The organism is Pedobacter lithocola, from assembly GCF_042650845.1.
In the GTDB taxonomy this organism is placed as follows: domain Bacteria; phylum Bacteroidota; class Bacteroidia; order Sphingobacteriales; family Sphingobacteriaceae; genus Pedobacter; species Pedobacter lithocola.
In genome coordinates, this window is sequence record NZ_JBHSBW010000011.1 from 287,340 (window position 1) to 312,922 (window position 25,583).

Consider the following 25,583-nt stretch of genomic DNA (forward strand, 5'->3'; position numbering starts at 1 on the left):
ACCAACTAATGTTTATGGCTATTCACCCAATGAACCAATGACTAATGAACAAACTTACACTTCAAAAACTTCTCCCCGTTCCGGTATTGCTACATCAAAACCATCTTCCTGTAAAGCTGCAGATAAACTTCTCAAACTTTTATCTTCACCATGAACCAAAAAGACTTTCTTGGGCTGTCCGGTTTGTTTTACTGTTCGTACTAAATCATCATGGTCGCCGTGGCCACTTAGTAAGTCGGTTTGGCGGATGGTTGCATAAACCATCATTTCGCGGTCTTTAATTCTAACAATTGGTGCGCCACTCAGTAATTTATAACCAAGCGTACCTTTTGCACAGTAGCCAATAAAAAGAATGGTGCAGTAATAATTTTGAATGTTATAATACAAATGGTCTTGAATCCGACCGCCTTCTAACATCCCTGCAGAAGAAATAATAATACATGGGTCGAAGTAATTAGAAACATCTTTGCTTTCTTTCATGGTTTGCACATAAGCTAAATGCTCAAATTCAAACTCATCACCCATGGTTTTGTAGAAATCTTTCGCCTCCTGATTGACCAGATTATGATGCTTTCTATACACATCAGTTGCGTGTATCGCCATCGGGCTATCGACAAAAATCTGCACAGGTGGCAATAATTTCTTGGTGAAAATTTGGTTCAGCGCAAACACTAAAGATTGGGTTCTGCCGATACTAAAAGCAGGAATTATCAATCGTCCCGGTGTTTTAATACAAGCCTCTTCGATTTCCTTAACCAATCTTTCTTCAAGAGTTTGGTCTTTGGTATGATAGCGTCCGCCGTAGGTAGATTCGCACACTAAATAATCAACTTCCGGTATGGGTTCTGGCTTAACTAATACAGGATAATTTTCTCTGCCAATATCGCCTGAGAAAGCAATTTTCTTTTCCTCACCATTATCGTTTATGGTTAAAACTGCTGCTGCAGCACCCAATAAATGCCCTACCGGGATGAACGTTAAACTGATATCGCCGTTAATTCTAAAAGCTTTATTAAACGCTATTGTAACGAAACGATCGATGGTATCCATCACATGTTTGTGCAGGTATAAAGGTTTCGGTCCGCTAAAATTACCACGTTTCGTTCTAGGTTTTCTGCTTTGTTTGCGTAAAAAAAGTTCAACAGAATCGAATAATAAAATCGAAGTTAAGTCGGCAGTTGGCGGCGTACATAGCACTTGCCCATCGAAACCATGGCGTACCAGCGTAGGCAAATTCCCTGAATGGTCGATGTGCGCATGCGTTAAAATCACTAAATTAATACTTGCTGGGTCGAAAGGAAACAATTGGTTTTCTTCCTGATAAGTTTCCTTTTCGTAATCCAACCCACAATCTATCAGTATTTTATAATGCCCAACTTCAAGCAGGTGCATACTTCCTGTTACCTGTTGCGCAGCACCCCAAAACGTTAACTTCATCTTCTAATCTATCGGTAAATTGTTTGGTGTAAAGTAATACAAATGCCGCAATTTTTAAGCAGTGATAAGTAATTTTTTAGTTATTTGATGGTTTAGGACCTTCGGAAGCCATTATTGAAAAAATTTTTTGGGAAAGCAATGCTAGTAATTCTTCGGCTAGGGTTGGTCCCACCTTTTGTTCCAAATCCGCTCCCGATAAGGCTTGTGGGTAAATAAAATGAGGAATAAAAAAGGAATGTTTAGTGCTTTAAAATCGTGAATGCGGGTTTTCCACTTCAGTCGGGTTTAAGTGGCACAATTGTGAGATTCTATGAACGTACCGAACCTAAATTATCCGCCTTTCAGCTGTTGCCAAAAGTGAAAGTACGTTGTTATTAAACCCGATAGTAACGAAAATACTTTTGATTTGCGCATCAGTTATTGGATTGCTTTTTTCGTTACTTGTTCCAATGCCGTTAATTAATCTACAGCAGAAGTTGAAAAAGATTGTAGTGAATAGCGGGATTGCAAATCCGATGAAAAACAGAACCCTTCATTTTCAAATTATTAATGGTGCTTAAATGCTAGGTTATTTTAATTTGGGATTAAGGGTGATTGAGATTGCTAGGCAAGAAGCAGTCTCGCAAGCAATTGTGTTTTTGGTGCATAAACATTAATGCTAAACTTCCTTATTCATCTTTCATTTTCGAATCATTATCAATTACCTTTACCAAAAAAAACACCCATGCAAGAACCATTTGACATAGAAATAGGACCAATAAATTATTCAGTTTTTCCTGAAGGAAACGATTCATATACCATTTTTAAAGATGGTAGAGAATACATTCAAATTCAGAAAGATACATCATCAATCTGGTTAAAAATGGATTATAAAACAGAACTTCCAATTTTTGAGGAAGATGAGGAAGTTAATGCAATTGGCCAGGCGATTGAAAAATATGTGCCGGAAGAGGAGGATGAAGAAGAAGAGGAGTTGTAGCAAATATAATTTTATACAGACTGCTAAGCTTAGCAGTCTGTATAAAATTTATAATTAAATAATTTTCAATAATTCTTCAGCTACTTTTTCTGATGATGCCGGATTTTGTCCTGTTATTAATAGGCCATCTACAACCGCGTATGGACTCCAATCTGCTATTTTAGTGTAATTTCCACCGTTTTTTACCAACATATCTTCTACCAAAAATGGTACAACATCAGTTAATTGAACTGCCTCTTCTTCGGTATTGGTAAAGCCTGTTACGTTTTTGCCATTTACTAAATATTCACCATCTACTTTTACATCTTTCAAAACGCCGGGAGCGTGGCAAACAAAAGCAACTGGTTTATTTGCGGCGTAAAAATCGGCAATAAGTTTTTGTGAAGTTGCGCTTTCTGCTAAATCCCAAAGTGGTCCATGTCCGCCTGGATAAAATACCGCATCGTAATCTTCCATTTTCACTTCTGCAAGTGGCGTTGTGTTTTTCAATTTATCTAAAAGAACGGTGTCTTTATCCATTCTTCTTGTGGTATCAGTTTGAAATGATGGGTCTTCACTTTTTGGGTCTATTGGTGGCTGACCGCCTTTTACTGATGCCAAAACAACATCGATACCTTTATCGGTTAGGGTGTAGTATGGTGCAGCCAATTCTTCTGACCAAAATCCTGTTTTTAAACCTGTATTTCCTAATTCGTCGTGGCTCGTAAGCACGAATAAAACTTTTTTGTTCATAATTTTATTATAAGTGTACAACAAAATTATACTTAAACAGTTCGAATGCAAAGGACGGAAATCACAAATTTTTTGTGCGTTAAATCACACTTTCGCAGCTAATCTGCTTAAGGTTTCTCTTGAAATGCCTAGGTAAGATGCAATAATTGTTTTGGAAACTCTTTGCCCAAGTTGTGGGTATTGTTGCGTAAATTGCTCAAAGCGTTCTTTAGGACTGGTGCTAAGCAAGGATAAAATGCTTTGCTGTAAGGCTACGTAACCAGAGCTGTTTTTAACCCTAAAGAAATGTTCCATTTTGTGGCTTTGCTTACAAATTTCTTCTAAATTTTCTTTAGAGATATAAAGCAATTCTACGTTTTCTAAACAGCTGATATTTGTAATTGAATTAACATTATTATAAAATGCCTGGAAATCAGAAATCCACCAATTTTCCATTGCGAACTGAATGATGTATTCTTTGCCATTTACATCGGTATAGGTTGCCTTTAAAAGCCCACTAATTACGAAATAAATGTATTTTACTGGTTCATCGGTTTGTATTAAATATTGATGTTTTTTAAGGTGTTTTGAATGGAAATGGCTGCTGATGTATTCAAATTCCTGTTCGGTAAGCGAAATGATTTGCTCGAGATGTTTCTTTAATTCAAAGCTCATTTTGTAAAGCTAAATAAATTCGGAATTGCTTTGAAATTTAAATAGCTAAGCAGAAAATTTTAGCCAAAAAAAGCCCTGATGCAAATCAGGGCTTTAAATTCTTTTAATTCTATCTGGTACAATTGGCCGTCCAGGTTCCGTTACTGTTTGAAACGCCAATTTTTAAAGTACTGGCATCAATGGTAATTCCGATTAAGCCTGTGCCAACACTAATGTATGTGTTGCCACTTTCTTGAAATTTGACACCAGTAATGTCTGGAATGTTGTTTCCGAAGAAGAAACTATAAGTATCATTAATTTTGGTAACTGTTACTTTTCCATCGGTACTTGTAATTTGATTTGAACCATTTGCGTAAGAAACCGAACCTTTGTATGTCCCTACGAATAAATCTCTATCTGCCGGGTCTGTATCTTTTTTACAAGATACCAATACTGTTAATGCTATCAAAAGCATGCTAAAAATTTGAACTGTCTTTTTCATCTTATTGTTTTTCATATTAAAAATCAGCTGCGGTAAACAACAGATTTTGGTTAGTAAATGCAATTGCAACATTACAACGACTGTGCCAATGAAAATAACAAGTATGGAAAAAGGTCTATAAATTTAGGTATTATAGATTCAAATTAAATTTATAAACCATTGAATAACAGTGCTCTTAGCTGGTGTATATTAGAATTTATATTAATAAATTGCTCATGGGCTTTTATTTAAAAGCTAAAAAACGAGCAAACGCAGTAAACTGGCTAGTTTAGCGAACGTTATTTTCAATCAAAAGCATCAAGCGAATCTGCCGTTATAGTTTGGAGCGATAATAACTTTCTTGGTTTGATGTTTTTCCAAACGGTTTTTGGTTTATTACCATCTTTAAAAGCATTGATGCCACTTGTATAATTCATTTTCATTGTAGAAAAACTGATTGTTTTAGAGGTTTCCTCGCCAGAAGAACGGTGCAAACTTGATTTGTTGTAACCAATTAATTCGAATTGTCGGTTTTGGTAGCGAAAAATATAATCGAAATTGTAAACCTCCCAGGCGCCACAACTATAAAAATTTTGGAGGTGAACACTTAATAAACCTTTGTTGATTTCTATACCGCCATTTTCTGCAAATGGGTCAGTTAAACAAGGGCTATCCTGGCTATTTATAGGCGGGATAAGTGAAGTATTTTTTGTTACCAACTCATAAACGCTATTGCTCTTTTTAAAAATAACCAATAGATACCGAGGATTTATATTCAAGGTATCGCCACCTAATCTATCAGCATTGCTGATGAAATTTTTATCATCTGTGTTTTCAATTACTAAAGCACAATCTTCCAATCCATCTTTATTTAAATCACCTTTAGCTTCGGCTATTAATTTCCATTTTGGAGGTATAAAATCGGTTATTTTGCTTGCTGTTTTTTTAATGGTTTGTTGTTTGGTTTGGGCTATAGAGTGCTTAATGCCGACAAATAAAAGCAAGATTATGATCAGATTTTTCATAAGGTTTGATTAAAATAATACTTTATACAGGCCTAAACTTGAAGCGTAAAAATATGTATTACTTTTTAATGTGATGGTTTTAGGATTAGTCATATCGTCGCACTTAAATTTTTGTTTGTTAAGTTCGTAATATGCTAAATAGGCAGGACTTGGTAAACGTCCATTGTTCCATCCAGTTAAAACATCATCATCAAATTTGGGTATTTCAAATTGTGGTTTATTTTGTTCACTTTTAAAAAGGTCTGTTTGCATTACAATTAATGTGTTGTTTTTAATCTTAAAAACGCTACAGCCAACAGTGATAACAATAGAATTTTCACAAGGAACTAAATTATAGGGCTTTAATAGTTCAATCTCATATTTTTTAATGGCTTGCAAGCCCAAACTATCATTCAAACCTTTTACTTGTTCTGCTTTTTTGCTTAAACTATCTGCAACAACTACAGTTTTAAAATTCTCTTGCTTTTTATAATCTGGGTAGAAAAATTTCTGTTGATTAAAATATAAATTTCCTTTTTCATCTATGTAAAAAGGCATATTCCAGTTGTAGACAGCTTTAAATATGACTTTATTATCTACATCGAAAATTTTAAAAGGAAGGTTGCTATTGTTCGGTTTGATAAGTATTCTATCATCGTTTAAAAAGACAACTTCACCGAAATCTTTCCCATCAAACACTTTTTTGAATTTGGTTTCATCCTTTAGTAAATCCGCTAATAAAGGAACTTCTGGATGTGCATCTTTTTTTGGAAAAGGATTACATCCAAAAAGTAATATCACTACTATTAAACTAATATATTTCATTGGTTAATTTTTGTATAATTTGATATACCATTAATATCTACAATTTCTCTTAAATATTTTGGCTTTCGCTTTATCATCACATCCAAAACTGCTTTTGTGATTGATATTTTTTCTCTGAAAGCATAATATTTATAGCCTTTATAGATGCCTCGATTGGCACTGAAACCATAACATTTAATGCCCAGTTTTTCACCAAGGTAAATGCATCGATTGAGGTGATACTGCTGTGAAATCAAAACTGCGGTATCAACTTTAAAAATGTGCTTTGCTCTATACATGGTAGAGTAACTATCAAAACCGGCGTAATCGACATAAATTTTGTTGGTATCCACACCGTTTTCATAGCAATATAACTTCATTACAGTAAGTTCATCGTGTTCGTTTCTTCCGTTATCTCCCGAAAGCAAAATTTTATCAATTTTGTTGTTTTTATAGAGTGAAATACCTGCATCCAAACGGTCTTTTAAATATCGGCTGGGTTTATCACCGTTAATGCCTGCTCCAAAAATTATGGCAACTTTGGTTTTGGGTAAGGTTTGCAGATCGCTATAAATTAAATTTTTGGTGAGATTATTTACTTTATAATTGCTTACCAATACCACCAGAAATGCCAATATTGAAAATGCAATTGCAGCTTTAAAAAGTTTTTTCATATATAAAATATCAGTTCTTAAGACATATTTCTAGGAAATAACGTTGTTGATTTTTTTATAAAGATTTATAAAAATCAGTTTCCATAACTTCCTTTGCGAAACTACTTGAGGTTTTGTTAAAAACGCTGTAAAAGAAAATTATCTTTCCGTTGAAGATTAAAGTATAAGTGCCATCGTTTCTTAAATTTTCTAAAGTTTGAAACGAAGTATCGAGCTGTTTTTTTAAGTTTGTTTTATCGATTTTATTTTTGTCGATATATGCGTTTAACAATTCTGTAGCATAACTTATGCTTCCATTTCCATTTAAAAGTGGAATCAAATACCCTATCATTTCATCGGTTTTACCAAGCTTTTCGTAAACCTTGCTTAAATCGTAAATTATTCTATTTGCATCTTTCTGAGCTGTACTTCCGCCAGCAGAAACAATTTTATAATTTAATAAAGCTCGGATGAAATACATTTCTGCCTCTTTGTAATTGGCATTACCTAAATAATATCGGCTATAGAATGAGCTGATGTATGTTTAAGATTTAAAACTTCCTCACTTCTATACTTCCAATATTGCTCATTAATTTTTAAATCCAAAAAATAGTTTAGTTCAGTAATAAATGCTCTAATGTTGGTTCGCTCTAACTTTTGGCGCATATTTTTTGCATATTCCATCAATTTTTTGTCAGATTTATAAGGTTCTTCACGAAGCAAATAATATAACGCTGTACGGATTTCGTCTATTCTCACATCGTGATAAAGCGGAAAAACATCTCTTAATTTACGCTCCTGTTCCCATTCTACTTTTCTATTTTTCTCCATTTGGATAAGCAAATAATCATCACTAGGAATGGCTTTTGTATCGAATTTATAAAAAATAAATTCATCGGTAGTTTTACTGAAGCCAAGCGCATATATCAAGTTGTTATTAACCGTAAAATAAGTAATATAATTTTGGTCTTTAAGGATGATATCACTGCCATTTCCTAGTTTGGTTTCGCTAGCAAAGGTTTCGTATTTAAGTGTTTTGAAGTATTTATCTTTGCTAAGCGCTGAAGGATTTTTTGTGTAAACCGATAGATATTCAAGCTGTTCTGCAGACAATTCTGGTTTATCTAAGCCTAACACGCCAACAGCAGACAAACGTGTTTTGATATCAAAAGTGTATTTGGCAGGCAGTAATTTTGCAGAGTTATTTTTTGGGTTGATTAAGATACCAAAACCCACATAATCTTTTATTAAATCGCTTTGTGTAATCTGCTCGGTTTCCTTATTATCGGCAATAAAGCTTTTTATTAAATCTGTATGCTTGCTCGTTTTGGCAACTTTTAAAGCTTGAGCTTCAATTTTTTTAAAATCTACACCAGTATTGTTTTGCGCAAGGCTGATTTGGGAAGTAAAGAGTATGAGGTAAATTAATTTTTTCATTGTAGGCTGCTTAGTCTATTTCGTGTTTAAAAGATTTTGTATTTTAGGATATAACTCATTATCAGCATAAGCACCATTGAGTTTCCAAACGGCATTTACTTTTTCGAAATTAAAGTTAGCCATGCTGTTGCTTCTGGTGTTAATCATCTGCTCTGTAAAAGCATCATCTTTGTTAAAAACACTTTTGCCAAGAAATGATACCGGTTTGCCTTTTTCATCTATACCGTAGTTTTCTTGTTGTAAAAGCAGTGGCCAGATTTTTTCAAATTGCTGCGAGTTTAATTTTAAAATAGGCATATTGTCTAAATCGCCGTCAATTTCAAAAGGAAATTGTACTAACGACTGTAGTTGCTGTTGGTTTTGCTCTAGTACACTCTTTCTGAGCTCTTCCCAAAATGTCAAGAAATCATTTTGAAATTGGTTATCGTAATAATCGGCACTTTCAAAAGCGGTAATGTATTTGATGTTTTCTTTTTCTACCTGAGTTAAAAAAGGCGTTACATCTTTAAAATGGTTCCAGCGGTAATCTGGTTTGTTGTTGAAGTGATTATACCATTTACTGCCATCTTTAAAGGCAAAATTGTAACGGGCATAAACTTCGTTTCGCATTTCGGCCAGTTGCTGTTTATTGTATTTTTTCACTTCCTTTTGGGTAAAACCGAATGGAGAAATTTCTGTAAATTGCCCTTCTGGTTTCCAATAAACTTTGCGGTAATAACGTTGTCTATCTGCATCGTGTATACCAAATTTGCTTTCTTTATCACATTTGTAAAGTCTGTAAAAGCGGGTTTTATCAACTCTTAAATAATTTTCGCCCACAAAAAAAGATGACGCTACTATTTGTCTGTTTATGGCTTTTACAGGCGTGAAAATATTTTGCCCTATCCAGCCACCATCGTGTACATTGGGTAACTCCTCGCATCGGGTTATGTGTTTGTTTATCAGTCTTGCTTTACTAAAACTAAGGTGTTGAAAATGTACAAAATTGGCATAAGATTTTGCATCTACAATAATTTTAATCTGGTACAGCGAGTCGCGGTCTTCGGCTATGTAAACACCATTTACGCTATTTGCAAAATTGTTGGCATAAGCCGATGTATCGTAACCTTTAATCAATTGTGGTTTCCATTCGCTAATTTCTGATGGGATGGTGCAAGGACAATTTTTGACTGCTGTTTTTTGCTGTGCAAAACTGGCAAAGGCAACAAAAAATAGATTTAAAATAAAAAAGGAGATGTTTTTCATCATTTAAGGTTGTTAAAATAAATTCAGTTAAATGCTTTGAGGCAAACTACTGTATAAAATCATGATAAAAATTATGGTTGGATAAACCCACGAAAAGTGCTTTCGAAAACCCATAGCCCAAGCCCAAGGGAAAAGCAAACTAAAAACACAGCAAAGCCACATTATTGGTAAAAGAAAAGGGAACGGAAAAAATACTATAAAGAAAAATAAGCCATCGCCAAATGCAGAACTATAATCTGAATTAAACTCTCTTTTAAAAAATGGCTCTAAATTTTGCGCTTTGATAGCTTTTAGCCAATTTTTTTGGTTGTTAAATTGTTGTACCGTTGCTTTGCGTTCATTAATGATATAATACAAGCTATCACTTTTTGCAATGGTGCAACCTTTGTAAAAATAAAACTCTTTAAAACATACCGAAGTGGTATCTAAAGCGAGGCAAACCCAACCACCAGAGGTGCCATCATGGTCTATTTTGTGGTCATAAGGAGTATCTTCTTGCCAGGCAGACAGGCCGCCAGCAGAACAAGTTAGGGAGGAGAGAAAGAAGAAGGTAAATAACCAATTTTTTTCCATAGTTATGTTAGCATTTTAAATCCCTAAGATGTATTTTTCATTTTTATAATTATTTTTTGAAAAGCAAGGCTCGGTATTACATCGGTTCCGATAGCCCCGCCATTCGCTTTACTCACCCGAAAAAAAATCGGGTTCGTGCTCGCTGCTGTCGGGTTTAGATTTGTTGGGTCAATGCAAAAAACAAAACCGTTCGTTCGCTAATTACCAAGTTTATCGCTCCAAAATGTTATGCCATCTTTAAGCTGTTTATAAAAATAATTTTCCTCATCTTCTTCGATGATTGCTAGTTTATAGTGTAAAAATGAAATAACACATTCCATTTGTTTAGTGTTAAAAAGCGAAAATCTATTCAACTGGCATTCGCTATGCAAATCGTTAGTAAGCGCAAAAACCACCTCCGGTGATGATAGATTTTGCTCTTTTAGAATTTTCGCTTCAAGAATGTCAAAAATTAAAAATTGCGGTAGGCAAAACCGCATCCCTTTGGCATCAAAAAATGCTAAAGAACTTTCGCAATACGCCAAGTCTTGATAACTCAAGTTTTCCCAATTTATCCGCTCATCTCTTGTCCTTAAACTCTTTAACGTTTCATCATCAGCGTAATCGTCTAAACCTTGGGCTTCCCACAAACCAATGCCGTTTTCTAGTCTTACGTCTTTAAAAGCAAGCTTTATCTTATTAATTAAATCTGTTTTAAGCATACGTCAACGCTATTTTACTTTGGTTTTGTAATAACTAAACAGCGCCTCGGTTAAATTCCTTTCATATTCATCCGGATTGGCAATTGCTATACCATCTTCAACACCTCTCGAAAACTCTTTGATTACTTTTCCATTTTCATCATACTCGGTAACTAAATACTGTTGTTTGCCTTTTACGGCAATTTCCTTAGTGTTCAATCTTCCATTTTTATACACAAAATGATTGTCGCCTATCCATTCTTCTTTGTAGGTTACCTTTCCGTTGTTATCGTAATGTTCAATTAAGCCTACTTTCTCTAGCTTTGTTAACTGCCCTTTGTTATTAAAGTGCTCCAAATTCTTTTTCTCGAAATCTTTACGAATTACCGAAACACCTAACCTTGTGGTAATTTTGGAAATAGGTTTACGATTGCGAAAAACGGTAAGCACTTCTTTGTCGCTGCTATTTGAACTTTTTGTAGTTGTATTTATCGTAATCAAATAATCATTACTTTCTTTAACTACCGAAGCCGAATAAGTTATTGAGCCCAAGAGTTTACCATCTTTGTAAACAATTTCTGAAACCAGCACTCCATTGTCGTAAGTTAATTTGCTTTCTTTGCTCGGCGATTTGCTGTAATCATCTGCTAAGTGATAGTTGTAATCGCCATGTAGCAAACTGTCTTTATTGAGCGTAAAACTTAACGTTTCGAAAACTGGATAGGTGCTTGTAGCTAAATATTTTCCAGGGACTAATTTTTCGCGTTTTTTGTTTCTTATATAAGCCAAACCATCACTATTGGCAATACGTTTATCTAAATCTTCAATTGCGATGCTGGTATAGCTGCCCTTTGGTTCTGGTGGCAATGGTGGAGGTAAGTTCGTTACATAATTTTCTGTAACCGATGTTATAATTTCTCTTTTTCTATCTTGAATTAACTTGGCTCCTAACTTTTGCTGAAAATATGCTGAAATACCATCAAGTTTTTTACCAATGTTATTTGACGCAGGACCATAAACTATAATTAGATAGTTTTTTACCGATAATAAAATAACACTTGCGTTTTGTTTATCTGTTTTCGGGAGAATTTCATCCATTTCGGCAACCGATGCAAATTCTGCCACTTCAAATCCGCAACTCAATTTACCGTCTTCTAAATTTTCATAAATTTCGAAGTAAACTGATTTTACGTTTTGAAGTTTTCCACTCATTAAAAAACCTTTGGTTTTGGAGACATTGGTAATTAACCCTGGGTTATCTGTAATGCCATATTTGGTTTGTGCTTCTTTAGGAATTTGGGCAATTTTCATCCCCTTAAAAATCGAAGGTTCTGCCTTAAAACTCTCAGGAAATTTTACTTCTTGACTAAAGCTTTTTATGTTTGATACTAACAGAATTATGGCAGTTACTGCAAAGATTTTAAAGAAAGTATTATTCATTATTTTATCAGAGCTAAATGGTGTAATGATGTTTACCACTTTTTATGTCGTAATCATATATCCGTTTGGGGTTAGGATATATCTATAATCCTGCCAGCAGAAAGCAATTGTAATGCTTCCATTTCCTTTAGCTTACTATTAAGAATTGTGCTTATCAAAAAGGCCATCTAGCTTCTTGAAATTGGCAATAAAAGCGAGGCTGCTGAAAAATAATACGCATAACCAAATACAAACAATTCTGTAAAATGGGGTATCTATGGAAAATAATACACAAAGCAGTGGGATTGTGAAGAGAGAAACTGTAAAACAAACCCCAGCTAATTCAACTGCCTTTTAGCAAAACTACAGAAGCCAATTATTAGGTAATTTATTGTTCAACATAACGCTCTGGAGTATAAGTTACCCGAGCGAAATTCTTTGTAAGCAATTCTGTTGCAACAACTTTGCCGCCTTCAAACTTTAATAGTTTATCACGCCAAATTTCATTTTTGCGATAGAACTGGCCGTCAATTTTTAAAAACTGATGCTCCTTTTCCACAACGTGATAAGCATAATCCAACAAAGTATTTATGCGCAATTCACCTTCTAAACATTTATCGCTAAACCATAGGTTAATTTGAAAAGAATGCTCAGTATTGTTGGTAAATTGATAGTCGAGGTAATTATAAAAAACCGTTGCTCCGCTACCAAAAGGCAAAACTCTACCATCATCAGGAAATGGATCGAAAGAATGGTGATGGCGCTCAGTTACCGTTAGCGGACTATGCATTACCAACCAGTGGATGAGGTTTGAAATTTGGCAAATGCCACCACCAATTCCGGCTTTTGCCTCGCCAAAAGAGAGTTCCATCCCCAACAAATAACCTTTCTTTTTTGTGGGTAAACCAACCAGTTTGCAAAAGGAAAATGTTTCCCCAGGCTTTACAATTATACCATTAATCTTTGTAGAAGCTATTTTAAGGTTGGTTACTTTGTTTATTTGCAATTGCTCATTGTTATCGCCAAGCTTTTTTAATAATACCGATTGATGTTTTTTTATCCGAAACTCCAACTTATCAACCGCTTTTGTTTCGGCATATTTTTTATCATCAAAAATCCATTCAAACCGTCTTTTTAATCGTCTTGCGTTAACAGCTAAAAAGTATAAAAATGGGTGCCGCTGACTAAGTAATTTTCTTTTTTTCACAGGTTTTTCAATTGATTTGAGTGATTTTATTTGACGTTATTATATCCTCAACACTCGCTTACCAAAATTAAATTATTAATAAAACCATAGCCCAAAATTTCTTTATCTATTATTTTTTTGAAGCGCAAAACTCGTGCTACTATTAAAATTTGTTCCCGCCAATGCTACAATCCCCAAAGAAAAATCGGGGTATTTCCGCTTATGTAGGGGCTATTTAAATTATTTTTTATGCTTTTGGGTGGTTTTTGCTTACACTAACTTTGTACATAAACCCGATAGCGCCAAATAGCCCTGTGCGAGGAACTAAGCAGAGGCGATAGGCAATAGCGGGGCTAAAGCTCCCCCGAAAGCACCGAAGCCTTGTTTTTCTGATTAATTTCCATTCTTTTTGAAAGCCTCCTGCATAATTTCATTGGGGTTGCTATCTTTAAAAAGTACCATAGGTATTTTATATTTTTTGGTAGTGGTTTCGCTTGGCATATCTTCTTTCATTGTATTGATATCGATTTGTTCGTAAATGCCTTAAAGCAGCGAATAAACAACCAAATAAGCAATGGCAAAGGCAAAACGAAGAAAAGCACAAATAGTATCATTTGAGGCGTTGGCTTTATTTAGGTGTAGTTTTAAACAACAAAACTTCAATTGTAAAGATTAGATAAGGGCCGCTTTTGCACGGTTGTAATTAAAAAACAAATCTGGGGATGATTTTATTTATTACAATAAGAATTTAGCTTTTGAGAGAAGTAAAACTCAATTCTTCTTCCGTTTCAAATAAAAGGAAATTATCTGTTATTGGCAATAGATCTGTTTTTTTAGACTATTATGGCAAGTAACGTTTTAGGGCTTTGCGTTCGGGCGGGAAATCGAAGCACAAAAGCCGATATTATTACTAAAGTTCAATTGAAAAACTGTCGTTGAATTTTGCAATCAGCCCGACTGATGCAAACGGCGAAGCCCTCACCGAAGGTAAACCCTTGTTAGCTGCAGTTTTTTTAATAAATATGCCTGTCCGTCACAGCGAACAACAATTTTATCATCAAAGAAATCAAAGTCTGGTTCTCTATAATTATTACCAAGTTTATTGGTTGTAAACTCCTCAAGTAATGTTATAGTTTGGTTAGCTATTTTGTAAAGTTTAAAGCCTTGTTCTTTTTCTTTATCATAAAATGAAGTAGGTTCAAGTAGGTATATTTCATTTTTATTTTTATATAGGAAACCGTCTTGTCCAGTAATTTTTCTATCAGTAATTTCTACTATTTTGATATTGCTATTATTGCTAAAAAATAAATATCCTCCATAAGTTGTCACACTTTCTTTATCATTTATTTTTACAGAATTTCCTTTAAATGAAATTGTTGAAGAAATTATTGTTTCATCTATTGGTTTTGCTTCACTAAATTGTTCTTTTATGAAAACAGAAAACAAATTAGGATTTATTGGATAATTTGCTGTACCGGCTTTAGGATTTTTCATTCCTGGTATAAACATTAAACTTGTATCAACTTTAAATATCCCTTGTATTCTGAATTCAATATTAGAATTCTCATAAATCATTTCAGTTGTTTGAGTTGCTACATTATATTTATGTATAGCTTTATCGCAATAGAAAAACACTTCTTGCTCATTAGCCAAAATTTCGATTCTTGTTAATTGACCAAAAGTTGATTTTATATTTTCCTCTTTTATACACTCAACTGTAAAATTGTTTAAGTCAATTTCAAGAATTTTTCCTGTTGTGTTAGGTCCTTTTTTGTTTCTCTCGTTCAAATAAATTTTGTTTTTTTCTTGAACAACAGAACCTATCACAATAAAATTAAATATCTCTGTAATATTACCTGTTGAAATATCAATTTCAAAAAATGTGTTTTCATTAAACGCATAGAGTTTTTGGTTGTAAAAGATAAATTCAAAAAGAACAGGCTTTTTAATATTTGTTTCCCAAACTTTAGCTTGCGTATTGAGATTTAAGCACCATATATTTCCTTGCCAATCTGCTAAAATTAAATTGTTTTCAAAATAGAAGGAAGAACTTATAACTGTTTTGGCTTTAACCGTTGTTAAAGTTTCAAAATGTGGATTACTGTTATTACTTTTTCTTAGGTCTATCATTTTCTGTGGTTCGGTAAAATTGTAGCCAACTCCCAAATATACAAAACAACCATAAGTTGTACCGAATAAGAAATTCCCATCTAGGTATCCTAGAGCCACACTTTGTCATTTTTGTATTGCGTTTTTTGAGTACACTTTGCTTAAAAGACTACTTAAAAAACGAAATTACTTCATAAATTTATTTTATCCACTGGCTTTAAGTTGTAGTAGGAAATCGAAGAAGAACTGTCGCATTTAGAACTAAACCCGCCATTTGCCAAACTGATGTTAACTGATGGTTTTTTTATTAATTATGCTTGTTGCCATTTTCTTAATATCAAACTATTTTCTGACTAATTGCATAGAGTCATAATTAAAATCAACTACGTTGTAAACGCCATTTATTTCAGGTAAATTAGTTTGAAAGGATATTGTTTTATTTTCCTGTTTCCATTTACCTTGGGTGTAAATGGTGTCGTATTTTGTTTTTTCGCTTGTAATAGTATTTCCATAAATTAACACCCTTTTAATTTTTAAAATTTTGGCTGTTAAGTTCAGTTCGATGTGCCTTTCAAAAACATTCTTAGGAAGGTTATCTATTCCTAAATAATAATATCCTCTTGAATACGTATCGCATTTATTTGAAATTAAATCTATTTTTGCTTCATCATATTCTTGACCTTTTTTAGTTAAAAAAACGGTGTCTAAATTTTTGGATATTCCAGCGAGCCATATGTATTTTAATTTTATTGTTGAAAAATCCGTATTAATTTTTCTCAAACGAATAGTGTCCATATCCCAAATACGTCCTGCTGAGACACCTCCGCGTCCACTTTTAGTACTTAACACTCTTTTTTCATACCCATTCTTTATAATTTCTTCATAAATAAAAATTGGATTTTTCCCGAAGAAACTAACAAGTCCCTTATGTGTTATTTCTGATAATTCAAATCGTCCATTTTTATCCGTAAATGTTTCTCCAACCATACAACTATCTACAGGAACTCCTTGTTCATCAACTATTATCCCTGTTAATTTGGGTCTCTCAATTCTAGTTGTACAAGAAGAAATTAATGCAGAAATAATTAGTAATAAATTTATTTTTTTCATTTTCTTAAATCTTTACTTTTTGTCCTCGGATTATTATTTTAATGTACTTTAATTAAGGATTTATGTTGATTTTCTGCAAGGTAAACTATCAGGTAACCAACAAGTTTTAAAACAACCAAAATTTATAAAAACAATAAGTTCTTACCGAAGGTAAGCCCCGGTTCTATGGAGTTTTTTATAGAGGGTTTGCGTCAATTCCTTTTGATTTGAGTTCTTCAAAAATTTCTGAGTTTGTCTCAAATAAAGTCATTTTCTTTAAGTTAGGGAAGTGTTTAATGTCTTCAAAGGATTGAATGTTGAAGATATCATCTTCTTCGTCCCATTGTGGCGTAACATTCATATAAATTTCATTTCCTCCGTCTTGATAAATTTCGGTTACTTGCTCGGCTAGATTTTTATCAATTTCTAATGCTTTAAAATAGTCGACAACTTCAGCTATTGGTTCGTAACCACCATTTACTTCAATAAATCCTTCAATTTTTTTGATTTTCGCAAATTCATAAATATCAAATTTGGGTCTTAAAAGCTCCTTATTGTACATAAGCTCCTGGATAATTGCGAGCTTAAAGTTAAAGTCAGTAAATTCTATTGTTGAAGCTGATGATTTTTGAATATTTGCGTATTCATTAATTAAATCTTCTACTTCTGGTTGGTCAGCTGAAATTGAGCGAATTGATTTTGGTTCTTCTTTCGTTAATGTGACTTGAAGTTGTAAATTTCCTATTTTGTATTCTTTAAAAATATAATCGTTTTGAGTGATTTTAATAAAGTCTTTATATGCGGTTCCTTCGATTTTTAAAATGCCTGAAAAAGCTAGTTGTGGAAAAAATTGTGTTTGATTAATATTCATAAGTTGAATATCTATTTCAAATACATTTTGTCCGTCTTTAGTAAAGCCTCTGATGCCTTTGTCTTGCCAAATAAAAATTAGATTGGTTTCATTCTTCACTTGTTCTGGTTCTCCAAAAATGTCATTTAAAATTGAAGTTTTTACAGGCAGTTGAATTCCTTGCCCATTTATAATAATTCCGTTTTTAGTAAAGTCAATTTCGATAGACTTTTGATTGTCTATCTTATTTCCAAATAGTTTGTCCAATATTCCCATTTTTTATTTGTTTATGTCTTTGGTTAGTTATTCTTTAAAATTGCATATAATGTTTTTCGGCTTGGCGATGTGGCAGAAATTGAAGCACCAGTGTTCAGTTTTACACAAAAGTTAAAGAAAATTACTGCTGCTGAACTTTGCAAAAATGTTCAATCGAAGCACTTCAGTCTCTCTTTTGGCAAACCCTTGTTGTGCGATTGTGCTTTGTTTTTATTTATGTGGTATTGATATTTTTTCCTTTTTTGAACATTAATATAGTTAGCATAGTACCAATTCCTAAACCCATTATTAGGAATATTTCTAAGTTTACTTCTTCAAATCTAATTCTGGGAATTTCAGCTCCATCAGCAAATTCTGCTCTCTGCAACATATCATTTATTTGAGATGCTTTGAATTTTAAATACATTATTATACCAACCAAGACTATTAATCCAGAAGCAACTATTAATATAATTGAGGACGATTTTCTATATGTAGTACTCAGCCCACAAATCTTTTTTACAAGTAAATACAAAAAAGGAATTATTCCGAAAGAAATTATAAATAGTAAGCAAGGGAAAGTTTGATTAGGTAATTCCCAGCTTTTTTCGAAGGAAATTTTTTCTCCCAAAATATAAGTCATTGAAAAGCTCAAGAATAAATCTCTAACAAAAAATCCGATTGTACCTAATAAAAATGATAGACCGATTAGCATTCCATTTTGTTTCATAGAGTGGTTTTAATATCCTTTAATTTTATTCGCCATACCCCTGTTGGTGGCAGTTATGGTTAGTTCACTTTTTTCTATTTTTATAGATAATATTCAAACTTTCTTTTTATAATGGTTAGTTTCTTATCGTCTGGATTGACTATTATTCTCGTCGTCCAATTTGTATCTTTCTCGTATTGCTGATAAACTTTAAAGTCTTTATCGAATTTGTGTTTATAATAGTCTTGTTTTCTGCCATCTAGTCTATATAAAGTTTCTTTTATTATTTCTCCATTATCTTCATATTCGTAAACTGTTCGTTCATCTGGTGTCTTGTCTTCTTTATATTCTTGGCTTTCTATTTTTTTTCCAAATTTGTTGTAGGTGTAAACATTATCAAACCTAAATTCTTTATCATCATAATTTCCTATTCTTACCTGATTTTCGTCTTCGATATAACTATATTGCCAAGTCGAATTATCAGAATATTGTTTGACTAGATGCCCATATTTATCATATTCGAATTTCATATTTTTTTGTGCGCAACTTTGTAAGCATAATAAAATAGATAGAAATGAAAATATAGTAGTTGACTTCATATTACTTGATGGAAGGTTCGTCTGAAATTAAAAAAATGGTATCCAATTGTTACTAAATACGGTAAAGTAATCGAACAAGAAATCCAAAATGGAAAACCTGAAACGGGTAAGCTTAATGCTAATAAGACAATGGTTACGATTATTGGTAATAGAGTAAATGCTAAAAACGATTGGAAAATATTCTTTCTTGCTTTTCTTAGCATATTGAAAAAGACCGTTGATGATGAAAGGGTAAGACCTAACAGAATGCTTACACTTATTCCGTAAATCATACCTGTTGCATTAAAGTGTAAATTATTGTTGTCCGTTTGCTGTCCAATTAATAAAATAGTTAAAAGTAATAATGTGATTGCCAAACTTGTTCCAAAAGTTTTTAATAAAATTGTCAATAAATATTTTTTCATTGTCGGTCTGTTTACACGGGTCGGTAATAATTGCCGCCAACGTTTTCGAGCTTGACGAAGGTGGCGATTTTCACCACAAATGTTGATGCGGAGAACCAATGTTTGATTAACCACAAATGTGTCTGCAGAGCACTGAACCGCCACTTTTGCCAAACCCGTGTTATGCGGTCGCTTTTCTGTATTCAATTATTTGTTGTTTTAGTTCGTCTGATATATTTGTCCATTTTGTTTCGTCTGTCAAAATAAGTTTACAACCGCATTCAGTTTCTGTTACTCCTGTAATTTGTTTGAACCAATCAAAATAAGTCCATTCTCTTGGTTTTGGTGAATACAGAAAAAGTCCGTGGTTGTCCCAATGAATTTCTGTTGCTGTTCTGTAAATCAAAGTAAAGCGTTCTTTGTCTGGCTTAATAAAAAGTCGCTCTTTGTCGTCAATACCAATTTCTATAATCCTATCTATTGTCATTAAATTTATTTGAATTGGTCGTTATAAGCTTTTATGTGGTGAGGGAATTCGTCTTCAAAGAATGGATAAGAAACTCCTTCAATTGTAATTTCAAATTCGTCTCCATCCATTCCACTTATTTGATTTCCTAAACCTTCAATTTCAACTCCGTTTTCGTTTCTAACTTTTAGGTTATCAATTGTTCGAGTTGATATTAATTTGTCTTCGGGATAGTCGCTTGATAGTTCAATATTATTTTCTAAACAGTATTTTTTTATAAAGTCATAGTCACCAACGATATTAGTAAAGTGTATTCGTCCAAATACAATACCCATTGGTGCATCCGCCTTTTCAAGTTCTGTTGTTCCAATTATTTTGTCATCAAGAAATATGTCGTATCGTTTTGTTGTCATTGGTTTCGGGTTTCTTAAAGTGCCGCATAACGTTTCGGGGCTTTGCGATGGTGGGGCAATCGAAGCACAAATCTTCAATTTTGCACAAAAGTTGAACCGAAGAACAACTGTTGAACTTTGCAGTTTCGCCCCACTATCGCAAAACCCTTGTTAGCGGTAGTTTTTTATTTCATTCATTTTGGTTTTGTAGTTGACATAAAACGAAGCAAAATTATTTGTTAGGATTTCGTTCAGAAATTTTAGCTCGCTATTAAATTGTCTGAAAAGTTTAGGCTTATAATTTGGGTTCTCAACTATAAATCGATTTGCTTTTTTTAAAAATTCATTTTTTATGACAAGGTCAAAATTTGTAGCCGTAAAGTTTTTAAGTTGATAGAGACCTAAAAGAAATATCGGAATTTTTTTATTCAAATTGGCTTCTCGATACCAACCTGACGTTAACCATAGACATCTGCTGTATAATTGTTCCATTTGTTCAAAGGAGGTTTTGCAGAGTTCATAATCATCAGCTGTCAAACCGTATAAGTATTTTAGAAGTGCATTGTCAAATTTTGATGAAACTTCTCCGATTAATTCTGAATATTGTTTATGAGACTGATTTTTGAAATCTGATTTTCCCAAAATCGTTTTTAATAAATTTTCGGTTAACTGAATAACTGTATCATAAGTTGTATCAATGTTAAAGGGTAACGATTTTGGAAATGCTGCGTTTTTTAATTCTTTATCATTCGTTACCAAACTTTCAATTACAGTCCAGTTTGTATTTCCTGAAACATACACTCTGTTTAGCAATCTTAATCGGGAATAGGTAAATATGCCGTTTAATAAATGGCTATAATCATTTTGAGTTATGGATTGGTAGATTGAAAGATTTAGAATTGCCAAAATTTCTTTGTCGTTCAGGTTCATCAAAAACAATTCTTCTTTAGTAAGTTTATGATAATTTTTTTCCCAAGCATTTGAGTTTAATAAACTTTGATAGTCATTATTTTCTGATGCAATTGCAACTCGATGAAATAATTCGGTCAGCGACTGTTGTACGCTATCAAAATTTTGATGTATCGAACTACTAAAATCTTTTTCAATGGCTTTCAAAATATCACTTTTTTATTGGTCTGACGTTGGTTTGAGAAAATTACCGCTAACTCACGAATATACGAAACAACCACAGGTTGTACCTAATAAAATATCCCGCTCTACACATCCTAAAGACATATTTTGTCATTTTTGTATTGCGTTTTTTGAGTACACTCTTCTTAAAAGACTATTTAATAAACGCAACTAATTTCGAATTTTCTCTTATCCAAATGTCTTTGTTTGGGCAATCTATAAAAGCATCAATTTAATTAAGATGGCTCACTAGCCACCGTATCTGGCTGTACTTCTTCGGTTTCTTCACCCTCATCATCTCCTGCCTCGTCTTTACGTTTTATATCATCTTCAGTGTATTGGTAGTATTCATCAAAAGTTTTTGTTTGATGATTATAAATGAGCACATACTTCGAATTCTTGGTTTGTTTAATTATACCATCATTAGGTGCAGGTACCAATTCCATTTTATCCACATAAATTAACGCACCTTTCTTAAAACTTTTAATGGTTGGCAATTCGTTCGAGAGTTTTTTCCAATACAAAATGTTACCATTTTGAGGGATGATGAAAATAGCACTGCTCTCAAAATCTGAATTTTCTAGTACAAAAGCCATTTCCCGGTCGCCCTGCCCCGTAAAATCTCCGTAGGCAATTACGCGATAGGCCCGGTCTTTAATTTTGGTAAAGAAGTAAATATCATCTCCTTCCTTGCCATTTAAATAACCATTTCCTAAAAAAATCTTAACAATTCCTCTCTTAAATGGCGTAGGGATATCATCGTATTGCGGAATAGGAAATGTTGCATTTTTCCAATTGGCAAAGTCTTCAGGACTAGCCCAGCCATCAACATTTACGCTATCTGCTGGATAAGTATAAGTATCGGCAACGTTGAAATATTCTTGGCGGGCTTTATACTCGCCATAAAAATAGGCAAAGGTAGAGGCACCAATTAAAATTGTAACTATAACAATTGCCCAAATCACCTTTTTTTGGTTGTTGGGTATCGGTGGAGTTGGGCTTGGTGGTATAGAGTTTTGAACTTGCAGTTCTGAATTAGGTTCGAAGTTATTTGTTCCCATATTTAAGCTTTATATTCTGATAGTGTTAATAATTTTTGTTAAACAACTACCACTGCGGTAATTGATAATTTAACAAGCCATATTTTTTAATTAACCAACCCGAGCCCGCTGGTGCTCCGTTTAGCTTTTCGAAACCATTTGAGCCGCAAAAACACGGACCAACCGGCCCAAACATTCCATAATTGTATATAGCTTGGTAGCGGTAGTCTGAAAACACATAATAACGTTTGCCAACATTAATAATCAGCCTATCCGTAACATCAAACTGTTTAAATGGTAACGTTAGTGTTTGTGTCTCTCCATTATCTTTAGCGGTGTAATTAATTGTTGTATCTCTAATCAATAGTTTACCTTGCTGCAGGTAAAAATGAATTTTACTAAGCTCTTTTTTATTAAAACCATTTACAACAATTGGGAAATTACCTTTGCCCGTTTTAATCGTATCGCACACCTCTTTTTGGTATCGAATACCTTCCTGCGTTTTAGTATATCTACCCAACGCCATAAAAGCCCAAATAATGGCAAAAAATAATAAAATGGCTCCAGCAATACCGAGTGCTGCAACACCAATTGATTTTAAAATTTTCATTTTCTAATGCGTTCTAAAACTAATCGGCATGGCAAATTGCGATCTTACAGGGTGCCCTTTTAGCAGCGCAGGTTTCCATTTTGGCATTCTTTTAAATATTCTCATTACTTCTTCATCAAAGCCGTAACCCAACTTTTTCTCCAACTGTATATTGGTTACAGAGCCATCTTTTTCAACCACAAATTTTACCCTAGCTGTGGCTTCAACTTCGTTTTCCTGAGCTTCTTCTGGATACCGCAAATTTTTGGCTATAAATTCCCTGACTTTGTTTATCCCGCCTGGAAACTCGGCCATTACATCTACCTTTTCTGGATGACCTGAATTATCGTATGCAAGTACTGGACCGAAAGGAGCAGGTAATTGCGGTGCAACAAAGTTTGATATACCGGTTTTAAGCGAAAGTAGCCCCTTTTCATTTTGTGTATATAACCTAAGTATGGTGGGTTTGCTTTTCTCTTTTAGATAGAAAAATATTTGATGGTCCTTTGTTTCATAACTGCCGCTTTTTACGGTATCGCCGCTGGTTCTGTTTACCACATGTTTAATTTCTTTGGCAATTCGTTGGGTTTTGCCCATTCGGTACAAATTGTAAAAAACCGTATCGTTTTTAGATTTTGCGTTACCTTTTGTAAGCAACATAAAGTAGTTAGTTTTACCTAACGAAAAGCTAAAATCAGGCGTGCTATTTTGAGCAGAAACAATGGTTGAGAACCCCAAAATTAGGAGCGTGATTAATTTAAATTGATTGTTCATTTTTATTATTATTTTTTTAAAAATGTGCGTTCAGTATTTCATTTGTAATTTCAGTCCTGCCATTTGCTTTATCCCGATGAAAAATCGGGATGCTCGCTACTGTCAGGTTTAATTAATGTAGGTTCGGTTCATTTGGGTAAGCAACCCAGCATAGCGCTTACTTCTTTACAAATTCCGATGCTTCAACTTTTTCGAAATCCTTTTTATCCTCGTTCCATAAATAGGCTTTATAGTAAACCTTTTTATCCTCAATGTTCTGCTTACAAACACCTGCAATAAAAATCCTACTCATCCAATTGTACAAGGCTCTATCTTCGGCAAAAAGGCAAGAATTCTCTTCGCCCAAAGGCAAATCATAAATTTTACCATCTCTTACATCAACCATAAAACCCATTAAACAACTTGCACCACAGCCAAAAACCGATGTAATGTAATGCCCTGCAAAATTTACATCGTTGGTTTTGTAGGCCTCAGTAATTCGTGTTTTAAAATCTTTAGCTTCGGGGTAACTGCTCCAATCTATTGGTGCATTTTCAATCCTTTTTTGAGGGCCAACTTCATACTTTTCAAAATCAATACTATCGGCATAATTTAGCTCTGTATCAGTTGCTTTTTCTTCTTGCGTTGTTGAAACTGCATCAATTGAATAAGCATTTGCTTTTACGATTTTGGTGGTATCTGTTTCGCTAGTTTTCACAGCTTTATTATCAGTTTTAGTAACATTGTTGCAGGCAAAAGCCAGCGAAATAAAACCTGCAAAACGTGAAATGTTTAAATTTCTCATCTTTATAAAATCGTTAAACCTAACTCGGAGAAATATGCTTTTGGCAAATAAATCTCTCCTGTTTTTGGGTTGTAATTAAATTCACTTAGCTCTTCTCCATCAATGCTTATAGTTATCAAATTTTTCTTTTCAAAAAGTCTTACTTCCATTTTTGAGTTGGCCTCAAAAATGCGTTTGCTTATTTCTTTCAAGGCAAATATGGTATTGCCATTTTCTAATTTTTTAATGTAGAAATAGGATACGAATGGTTTTTTTTCTACCAAATCTTCGCTAGCTTTTTTAGAAATCCTACCATCCATTGGCGGTGCGCTAAAAGTTGGTCCATAACCATTTTCTGGGGTGTCGTTAAGATTAACTTTCAACGTTTTTCTACAAAACGCTACTAGCATTTCTGTATCTGCCTTTTGTAAAACAAATGCTTTAACCAAAACCATTTTGTCATTATATAATTTGTGGTTATTGCCTTGGCTCAAGACTATATAATCGAAGTTTGGATTAACATTTATTTGTTTAAGCGTAACTGTTACAACTGTAGCAATTCCTTCCTCTTTCGCTTCATCAGGTCTTTTATAAAGTGGCAAGTATTTATCAAAACCCTTATCAACAATAGTTTTAAGGCTTTCATCGTTTGCAAGTACTGCATAGTGCTTTTTCAGCTCTCTAACGTGCGGTGGTAAAAGCTTTCCGTTTTTATCTTTACTGCCTGGTGAATAAGGCTCTTGTGCATAATAGCTAGCAATAATGTAGTTTCCCACGTTATAAAACTCATCGTAATCTCTGCTAAATGGAATGGTTTTATCTGTTTCTTCGCTCAGCAAAAATTTCCTATCCTTAACTCTTATTACAGAATAAGGCACATTTTTAATCTCAACCCAATTGTTATAAACACTTTCATAGAGATCTTTTTTGCCTGTTTTTGCATTAAAAATAATGTCGCGTTTTTCGCTGAAATCTTGTAGGTAAATCTGGTTTTTAGCTGGTATGATAACTCGGTATTTATAAATTGGTTTAATCACTTCGCTGCCCAAAGTATCGGTAATGCCGTGTTTGCCATTAATGCTAAACGCATAGTATTTCTGCTGTGAAAACGTAAAATTTGCTATCGCGAAAAGTAAAATTGTAAAAATTGTTTTTTTCATATTTAGTTGAT

The 25,583-nt window shown here is 33.5% G+C and carries 29 protein-coding genes; 1 reads left to right on the forward strand and 28 read right to left on the reverse strand.

Features of this window, described 5'->3' with window-relative positions:
* Positions 1–54: 54 nt before the first annotated feature.
* Positions 55–1,437, reverse strand: a complete 1,383-nt coding sequence (locus ACFOWA_RS11590; RefSeq protein WP_378985265.1) for an MBL fold metallo-hydrolase RNA specificity domain-containing protein — start codon at positions 1,435–1,437, stop codon at positions 55–57.
* A 724-nt stretch (positions 1,438–2,161) separates the two neighbouring features.
* On the opposite strand from ACFOWA_RS11590, the gene ACFOWA_RS11595 reads away from it, so the two are divergent.
* Positions 2,162–2,416, forward strand: coding sequence for a hypothetical protein (locus ACFOWA_RS11595; protein ID WP_378985267.1), 255 nt, complete (start codon positions 2,162–2,164; stop codon positions 2,414–2,416).
* 54 nt (positions 2,417–2,470) lie between these two features.
* On the opposite strand, the gene ACFOWA_RS11600 is transcribed toward ACFOWA_RS11595, so the two are convergent.
* The 27 genes from ACFOWA_RS11600 to ACFOWA_RS11730 all read right to left on the reverse strand — a co-directional run bounded on the left by ACFOWA_RS11600 (position 2,471) and on the right by ACFOWA_RS11730 (position 25,572).
* Positions 2,471–3,148: a type 1 glutamine amidotransferase domain-containing protein gene (locus ACFOWA_RS11600; protein WP_378985269.1), complete on the reverse strand. Its 678-nt coding sequence runs from the start codon at positions 3,146–3,148 to the stop codon at positions 2,471–2,473.
* An 84-nt stretch (positions 3,149–3,232) separates the two neighbouring features.
* Positions 3,233–3,802 (reverse strand): Crp/Fnr family transcriptional regulator, encoded by a 570-nt coding sequence (locus ACFOWA_RS11605; protein ID WP_378985271.1) that lies wholly within the window; start codon positions 3,800–3,802, stop codon positions 3,233–3,235.
* A 109-nt stretch (positions 3,803–3,911) separates the two neighbouring features.
* On the reverse strand, positions 3,912–4,283 hold the full coding sequence (locus tag ACFOWA_RS11610) for a hypothetical protein (RefSeq protein WP_378985273.1): 372 nt from the start codon (positions 4,281–4,283) through the stop codon (positions 3,912–3,914).
* 284 nt (positions 4,284–4,567) lie between these two features.
* Complete coding sequence (locus tag ACFOWA_RS11615) at positions 4,568–5,287, reverse strand: hypothetical protein (protein WP_378985275.1); 720 nt, start codon at positions 5,285–5,287, stop codon at positions 4,568–4,570.
* 9 nt (positions 5,288–5,296) lie between these two features.
* The gene (locus ACFOWA_RS11620; protein WP_378985277.1) at positions 5,297–6,091 is read right to left on the reverse strand and encodes a hypothetical protein; all 795 of its coding nucleotides are present in this window, start codon (positions 6,089–6,091) and stop codon (positions 5,297–5,299) included.
* Positions 6,088–6,744 (reverse strand): SanA/YdcF family protein, encoded by a 657-nt coding sequence (locus tag ACFOWA_RS11625; RefSeq protein ID WP_378985279.1) that lies wholly within the window; start codon positions 6,742–6,744, stop codon positions 6,088–6,090. Before ACFOWA_RS11625 ends, ACFOWA_RS11620 begins: the two co-directional genes overlap by 4 nt.
* Positions 6,745–6,799: 55 nt before the next feature.
* On the reverse strand, positions 6,800–7,204 hold the full coding sequence (locus ACFOWA_RS11630; protein ID WP_378985281.1) for a hypothetical protein: 405 nt from the start codon (positions 7,202–7,204) through the stop codon (positions 6,800–6,802).
* A 26-nt stretch (positions 7,205–7,230) separates the two neighbouring features.
* Positions 7,231–8,160 (reverse strand): hypothetical protein, encoded by a 930-nt coding sequence (locus tag ACFOWA_RS11635; protein WP_378985283.1) that lies wholly within the window; start codon positions 8,158–8,160, stop codon positions 7,231–7,233.
* 15 nt (positions 8,161–8,175) lie between these two features.
* Positions 8,176–9,408 carry a YARHG domain-containing protein gene (locus ACFOWA_RS11640; protein WP_378985284.1) on the reverse strand — a complete coding sequence of 411 codons (1,233 nt, stop codon included), beginning with the start codon at positions 9,406–9,408 and terminating at the stop codon, positions 8,176–8,178.
* A 24-nt stretch (positions 9,409–9,432) separates the two neighbouring features.
* Positions 9,433–9,978, reverse strand: a complete 546-nt coding sequence (locus ACFOWA_RS11645) for a hypothetical protein (protein WP_378985286.1) — start codon at positions 9,976–9,978, stop codon at positions 9,433–9,435.
* Positions 9,979–10,175: 197 nt separating this feature from the next.
* Positions 10,176–10,679: a DUF6714 family protein gene (locus tag ACFOWA_RS11650; protein ID WP_378985288.1), complete on the reverse strand. Its 504-nt coding sequence runs from the start codon at positions 10,677–10,679 to the stop codon at positions 10,176–10,178.
* Between the two features lie 9 nt (positions 10,680–10,688).
* Entirely contained in the window at positions 10,689–12,098 is a 1,410-nt protein-coding gene (locus tag ACFOWA_RS11655) for a hypothetical protein (protein WP_378985290.1), read from the reverse strand.
* 367 nt (positions 12,099–12,465) lie between these two features.
* Positions 12,466–13,284, reverse strand: coding sequence for a VanW family protein (locus ACFOWA_RS11660; protein ID WP_378985292.1), 819 nt, complete (start codon positions 13,282–13,284; stop codon positions 12,466–12,468).
* 957 nt (positions 13,285–14,241) lie between these two features.
* Positions 14,242–15,492, reverse strand: a complete 1,251-nt coding sequence (locus ACFOWA_RS11665) for a hypothetical protein (RefSeq protein WP_378985294.1) — start codon at positions 15,490–15,492, stop codon at positions 14,242–14,244.
* A gap of 222 nt (positions 15,493–15,714) precedes the next feature.
* The gene (locus tag ACFOWA_RS11670) at positions 15,715–16,482 is read right to left on the reverse strand and encodes a hypothetical protein (protein ID WP_378985296.1); all 768 of its coding nucleotides are present in this window, start codon (positions 16,480–16,482) and stop codon (positions 15,715–15,717) included.
* Between the two features lie 175 nt (positions 16,483–16,657).
* Complete coding sequence (locus ACFOWA_RS11675) at positions 16,658–17,587, reverse strand: DUF6892 domain-containing protein (protein WP_378985297.1); 930 nt, start codon at positions 17,585–17,587, stop codon at positions 16,658–16,660.
* A gap of 214 nt (positions 17,588–17,801) precedes the next feature.
* Positions 17,802–18,296 carry a hypothetical protein gene (locus tag ACFOWA_RS11680; protein WP_378985299.1) on the reverse strand — a complete coding sequence of 165 codons (495 nt, stop codon included), beginning with the start codon at positions 18,294–18,296 and terminating at the stop codon, positions 17,802–17,804.
* Positions 18,297–18,376: 80 nt separating this feature from the next.
* Complete coding sequence (locus ACFOWA_RS11685) at positions 18,377–18,805, reverse strand: hypothetical protein (protein ID WP_378985301.1); 429 nt, start codon at positions 18,803–18,805, stop codon at positions 18,377–18,379.
* 65 nt (positions 18,806–18,870) lie between these two features.
* Complete coding sequence (locus tag ACFOWA_RS11690; RefSeq protein WP_378985303.1) at positions 18,871–19,464, reverse strand: hypothetical protein; 594 nt, start codon at positions 19,462–19,464, stop codon at positions 18,871–18,873.
* Entirely contained in the window at positions 19,439–19,744 is a 306-nt protein-coding gene (locus tag ACFOWA_RS11695) for a hypothetical protein (protein WP_378985305.1), read from the reverse strand. The genes ACFOWA_RS11690 and ACFOWA_RS11695 overlap by 26 nt, the downstream gene beginning before the upstream one ends.
* A 5-nt stretch (positions 19,745–19,749) precedes the next feature.
* Positions 19,750–20,136, reverse strand: coding sequence for a hypothetical protein (locus tag ACFOWA_RS11700; protein ID WP_378985306.1), 387 nt, complete (start codon positions 20,134–20,136; stop codon positions 19,750–19,752).
* 150 nt (positions 20,137–20,286) lie between these two features.
* Positions 20,287–21,231 (reverse strand): hypothetical protein, encoded by a 945-nt coding sequence (locus ACFOWA_RS11705; protein ID WP_378985308.1) that lies wholly within the window; start codon positions 21,229–21,231, stop codon positions 20,287–20,289.
* Between the two features lie 251 nt (positions 21,232–21,482).
* Entirely contained in the window at positions 21,483–22,307 is an 825-nt protein-coding gene (locus tag ACFOWA_RS11710; protein ID WP_378985310.1) for a hypothetical protein, read from the reverse strand.
* 46 nt (positions 22,308–22,353) lie between these two features.
* Positions 22,354–22,896, reverse strand: a complete 543-nt coding sequence (locus ACFOWA_RS11715; protein WP_378985312.1) for a hypothetical protein — start codon at positions 22,894–22,896, stop codon at positions 22,354–22,356.
* A gap of 3 nt (positions 22,897–22,899) precedes the next feature.
* Positions 22,900–23,649 carry an energy transducer TonB gene (locus ACFOWA_RS11720; protein ID WP_378985314.1) on the reverse strand — a complete coding sequence of 250 codons (750 nt, stop codon included), beginning with the start codon at positions 23,647–23,649 and terminating at the stop codon, positions 22,900–22,902.
* Between the two features lie 157 nt (positions 23,650–23,806).
* Complete coding sequence (locus ACFOWA_RS11725; protein WP_378985316.1) at positions 23,807–24,433, reverse strand: hypothetical protein; 627 nt, start codon at positions 24,431–24,433, stop codon at positions 23,807–23,809.
* A gap of 2 nt (positions 24,434–24,435) precedes the next feature.
* A complete protein-coding gene (locus tag ACFOWA_RS11730) occupies positions 24,436–25,572 on the reverse strand; it encodes a hypothetical protein (RefSeq protein WP_378985318.1) in 1,137 nt (378 codons plus the stop codon).
* Positions 25,573–25,583 lie beyond the last annotated feature (11 nt).

Bases quoted from the DNA above. Each gene is read 5' to 3' on its own strand.
- ACFOWA_RS11715 (WP_378985312.1), bottom strand. From the start codon at position 22,896: ATGAAAATTTTAAAATCAATTGGTGTTGCAGCACTCGGTATTGCTGGA.
- ACFOWA_RS11720 (WP_378985314.1), bottom strand. From the start codon at position 23,649: ATGAACAATCAATTTAAATTAATCACGCTCCTAATTTTGGGGTTCTCA.
- ACFOWA_RS11725 (WP_378985316.1), bottom strand. From the start codon at position 24,433: ATGAGAAATTTAAACATTTCACGTTTTGCAGGTTTTATTTCGCTGGCT.
- ACFOWA_RS11655 (WP_378985290.1), bottom strand. From the start codon at position 12,098: ATGAATAATACTTTCTTTAAAATCTTTGCAGTAACTGCCATAATTCTG.
- ACFOWA_RS11610 (WP_378985273.1), bottom strand. From the start codon at position 4,283: ATGAAAAAGACAGTTCAAATTTTTAGCATGCTTTTGATAGCATTAACA.
- ACFOWA_RS11635 (WP_378985283.1), bottom strand. From the start codon at position 8,160: ATGAAAAAATTAATTTACCTCATACTCTTTACTTCCCAAATCAGCCTT.
- ACFOWA_RS11625 (WP_378985279.1), bottom strand. From the start codon at position 6,744: ATGAAAAAACTTTTTAAAGCTGCAATTGCATTTTCAATATTGGCATTT.
- ACFOWA_RS11675 (WP_378985297.1), bottom strand. From the start codon at position 17,587: ATGGGAATATTGGACAAACTATTTGGAAATAAGATAGACAATCAAAAG.
- ACFOWA_RS11700 (WP_378985306.1), bottom strand. From the start codon at position 20,136: ATGACAACAAAACGATACGACATATTTCTTGATGACAAAATAATTGGA.
- ACFOWA_RS11645 (WP_378985286.1), bottom strand. From the start codon at position 9,978: ATGGAAAAAAATTGGTTATTTACCTTCTTCTTTCTCTCCTCCCTAACT.
- ACFOWA_RS11710 (WP_378985310.1), bottom strand. From the start codon at position 22,307: ATGGGAACAAATAACTTCGAACCTAATTCAGAACTGCAAGTTCAAAAC.
- ACFOWA_RS11670 (WP_378985296.1), bottom strand. From the start codon at position 16,482: ATGAAAAAAATAAATTTATTACTAATTATTTCTGCATTAATTTCTTCT.
- ACFOWA_RS11590 (WP_378985265.1), bottom strand. From the start codon at position 1,437: ATGAAGTTAACGTTTTGGGGTGCTGCGCAACAGGTAACAGGAAGTATG.
- ACFOWA_RS11605 (WP_378985271.1), bottom strand. From the start codon at position 3,802: ATGAGCTTTGAATTAAAGAAACATCTCGAGCAAATCATTTCGCTTACC.
- ACFOWA_RS11595 (WP_378985267.1), top strand. From the start codon at position 2,162: ATGCAAGAACCATTTGACATAGAAATAGGACCAATAAATTATTCAGTT.
- ACFOWA_RS11630 (WP_378985281.1), bottom strand. From the start codon at position 7,204: ATGTATTTCATCCGAGCTTTATTAAATTATAAAATTGTTTCTGCTGGC.
- ACFOWA_RS11615 (WP_378985275.1), bottom strand. From the start codon at position 5,287: ATGAAAAATCTGATCATAATCTTGCTTTTATTTGTCGGCATTAAGCAC.
- ACFOWA_RS11650 (WP_378985288.1), bottom strand. From the start codon at position 10,679: ATGCTTAAAACAGATTTAATTAATAAGATAAAGCTTGCTTTTAAAGAC.
- ACFOWA_RS11680 (WP_378985299.1), bottom strand. From the start codon at position 18,296: ATGAAACAAAATGGAATGCTAATCGGTCTATCATTTTTATTAGGTACA.
- ACFOWA_RS11640 (WP_378985284.1), bottom strand. From the start codon at position 9,408: ATGATGAAAAACATCTCCTTTTTTATTTTAAATCTATTTTTTGTTGCC.
- ACFOWA_RS11685 (WP_378985301.1), bottom strand. From the start codon at position 18,805: ATGAAATTCGAATATGATAAATATGGGCATCTAGTCAAACAATATTCT.
- ACFOWA_RS11695 (WP_378985305.1), bottom strand. From the start codon at position 19,744: ATGACAATAGATAGGATTATAGAAATTGGTATTGACGACAAAGAGCGA.
- ACFOWA_RS11620 (WP_378985277.1), bottom strand. From the start codon at position 6,091: ATGAAATATATTAGTTTAATAGTAGTGATATTACTTTTTGGATGTAAT.
- ACFOWA_RS11730 (WP_378985318.1), bottom strand. From the start codon at position 25,572: ATGAAAAAAACAATTTTTACAATTTTACTTTTCGCGATAGCAAATTTT.
- ACFOWA_RS11600 (WP_378985269.1), bottom strand. From the start codon at position 3,148: ATGAACAAAAAAGTTTTATTCGTGCTTACGAGCCACGACGAATTAGGA.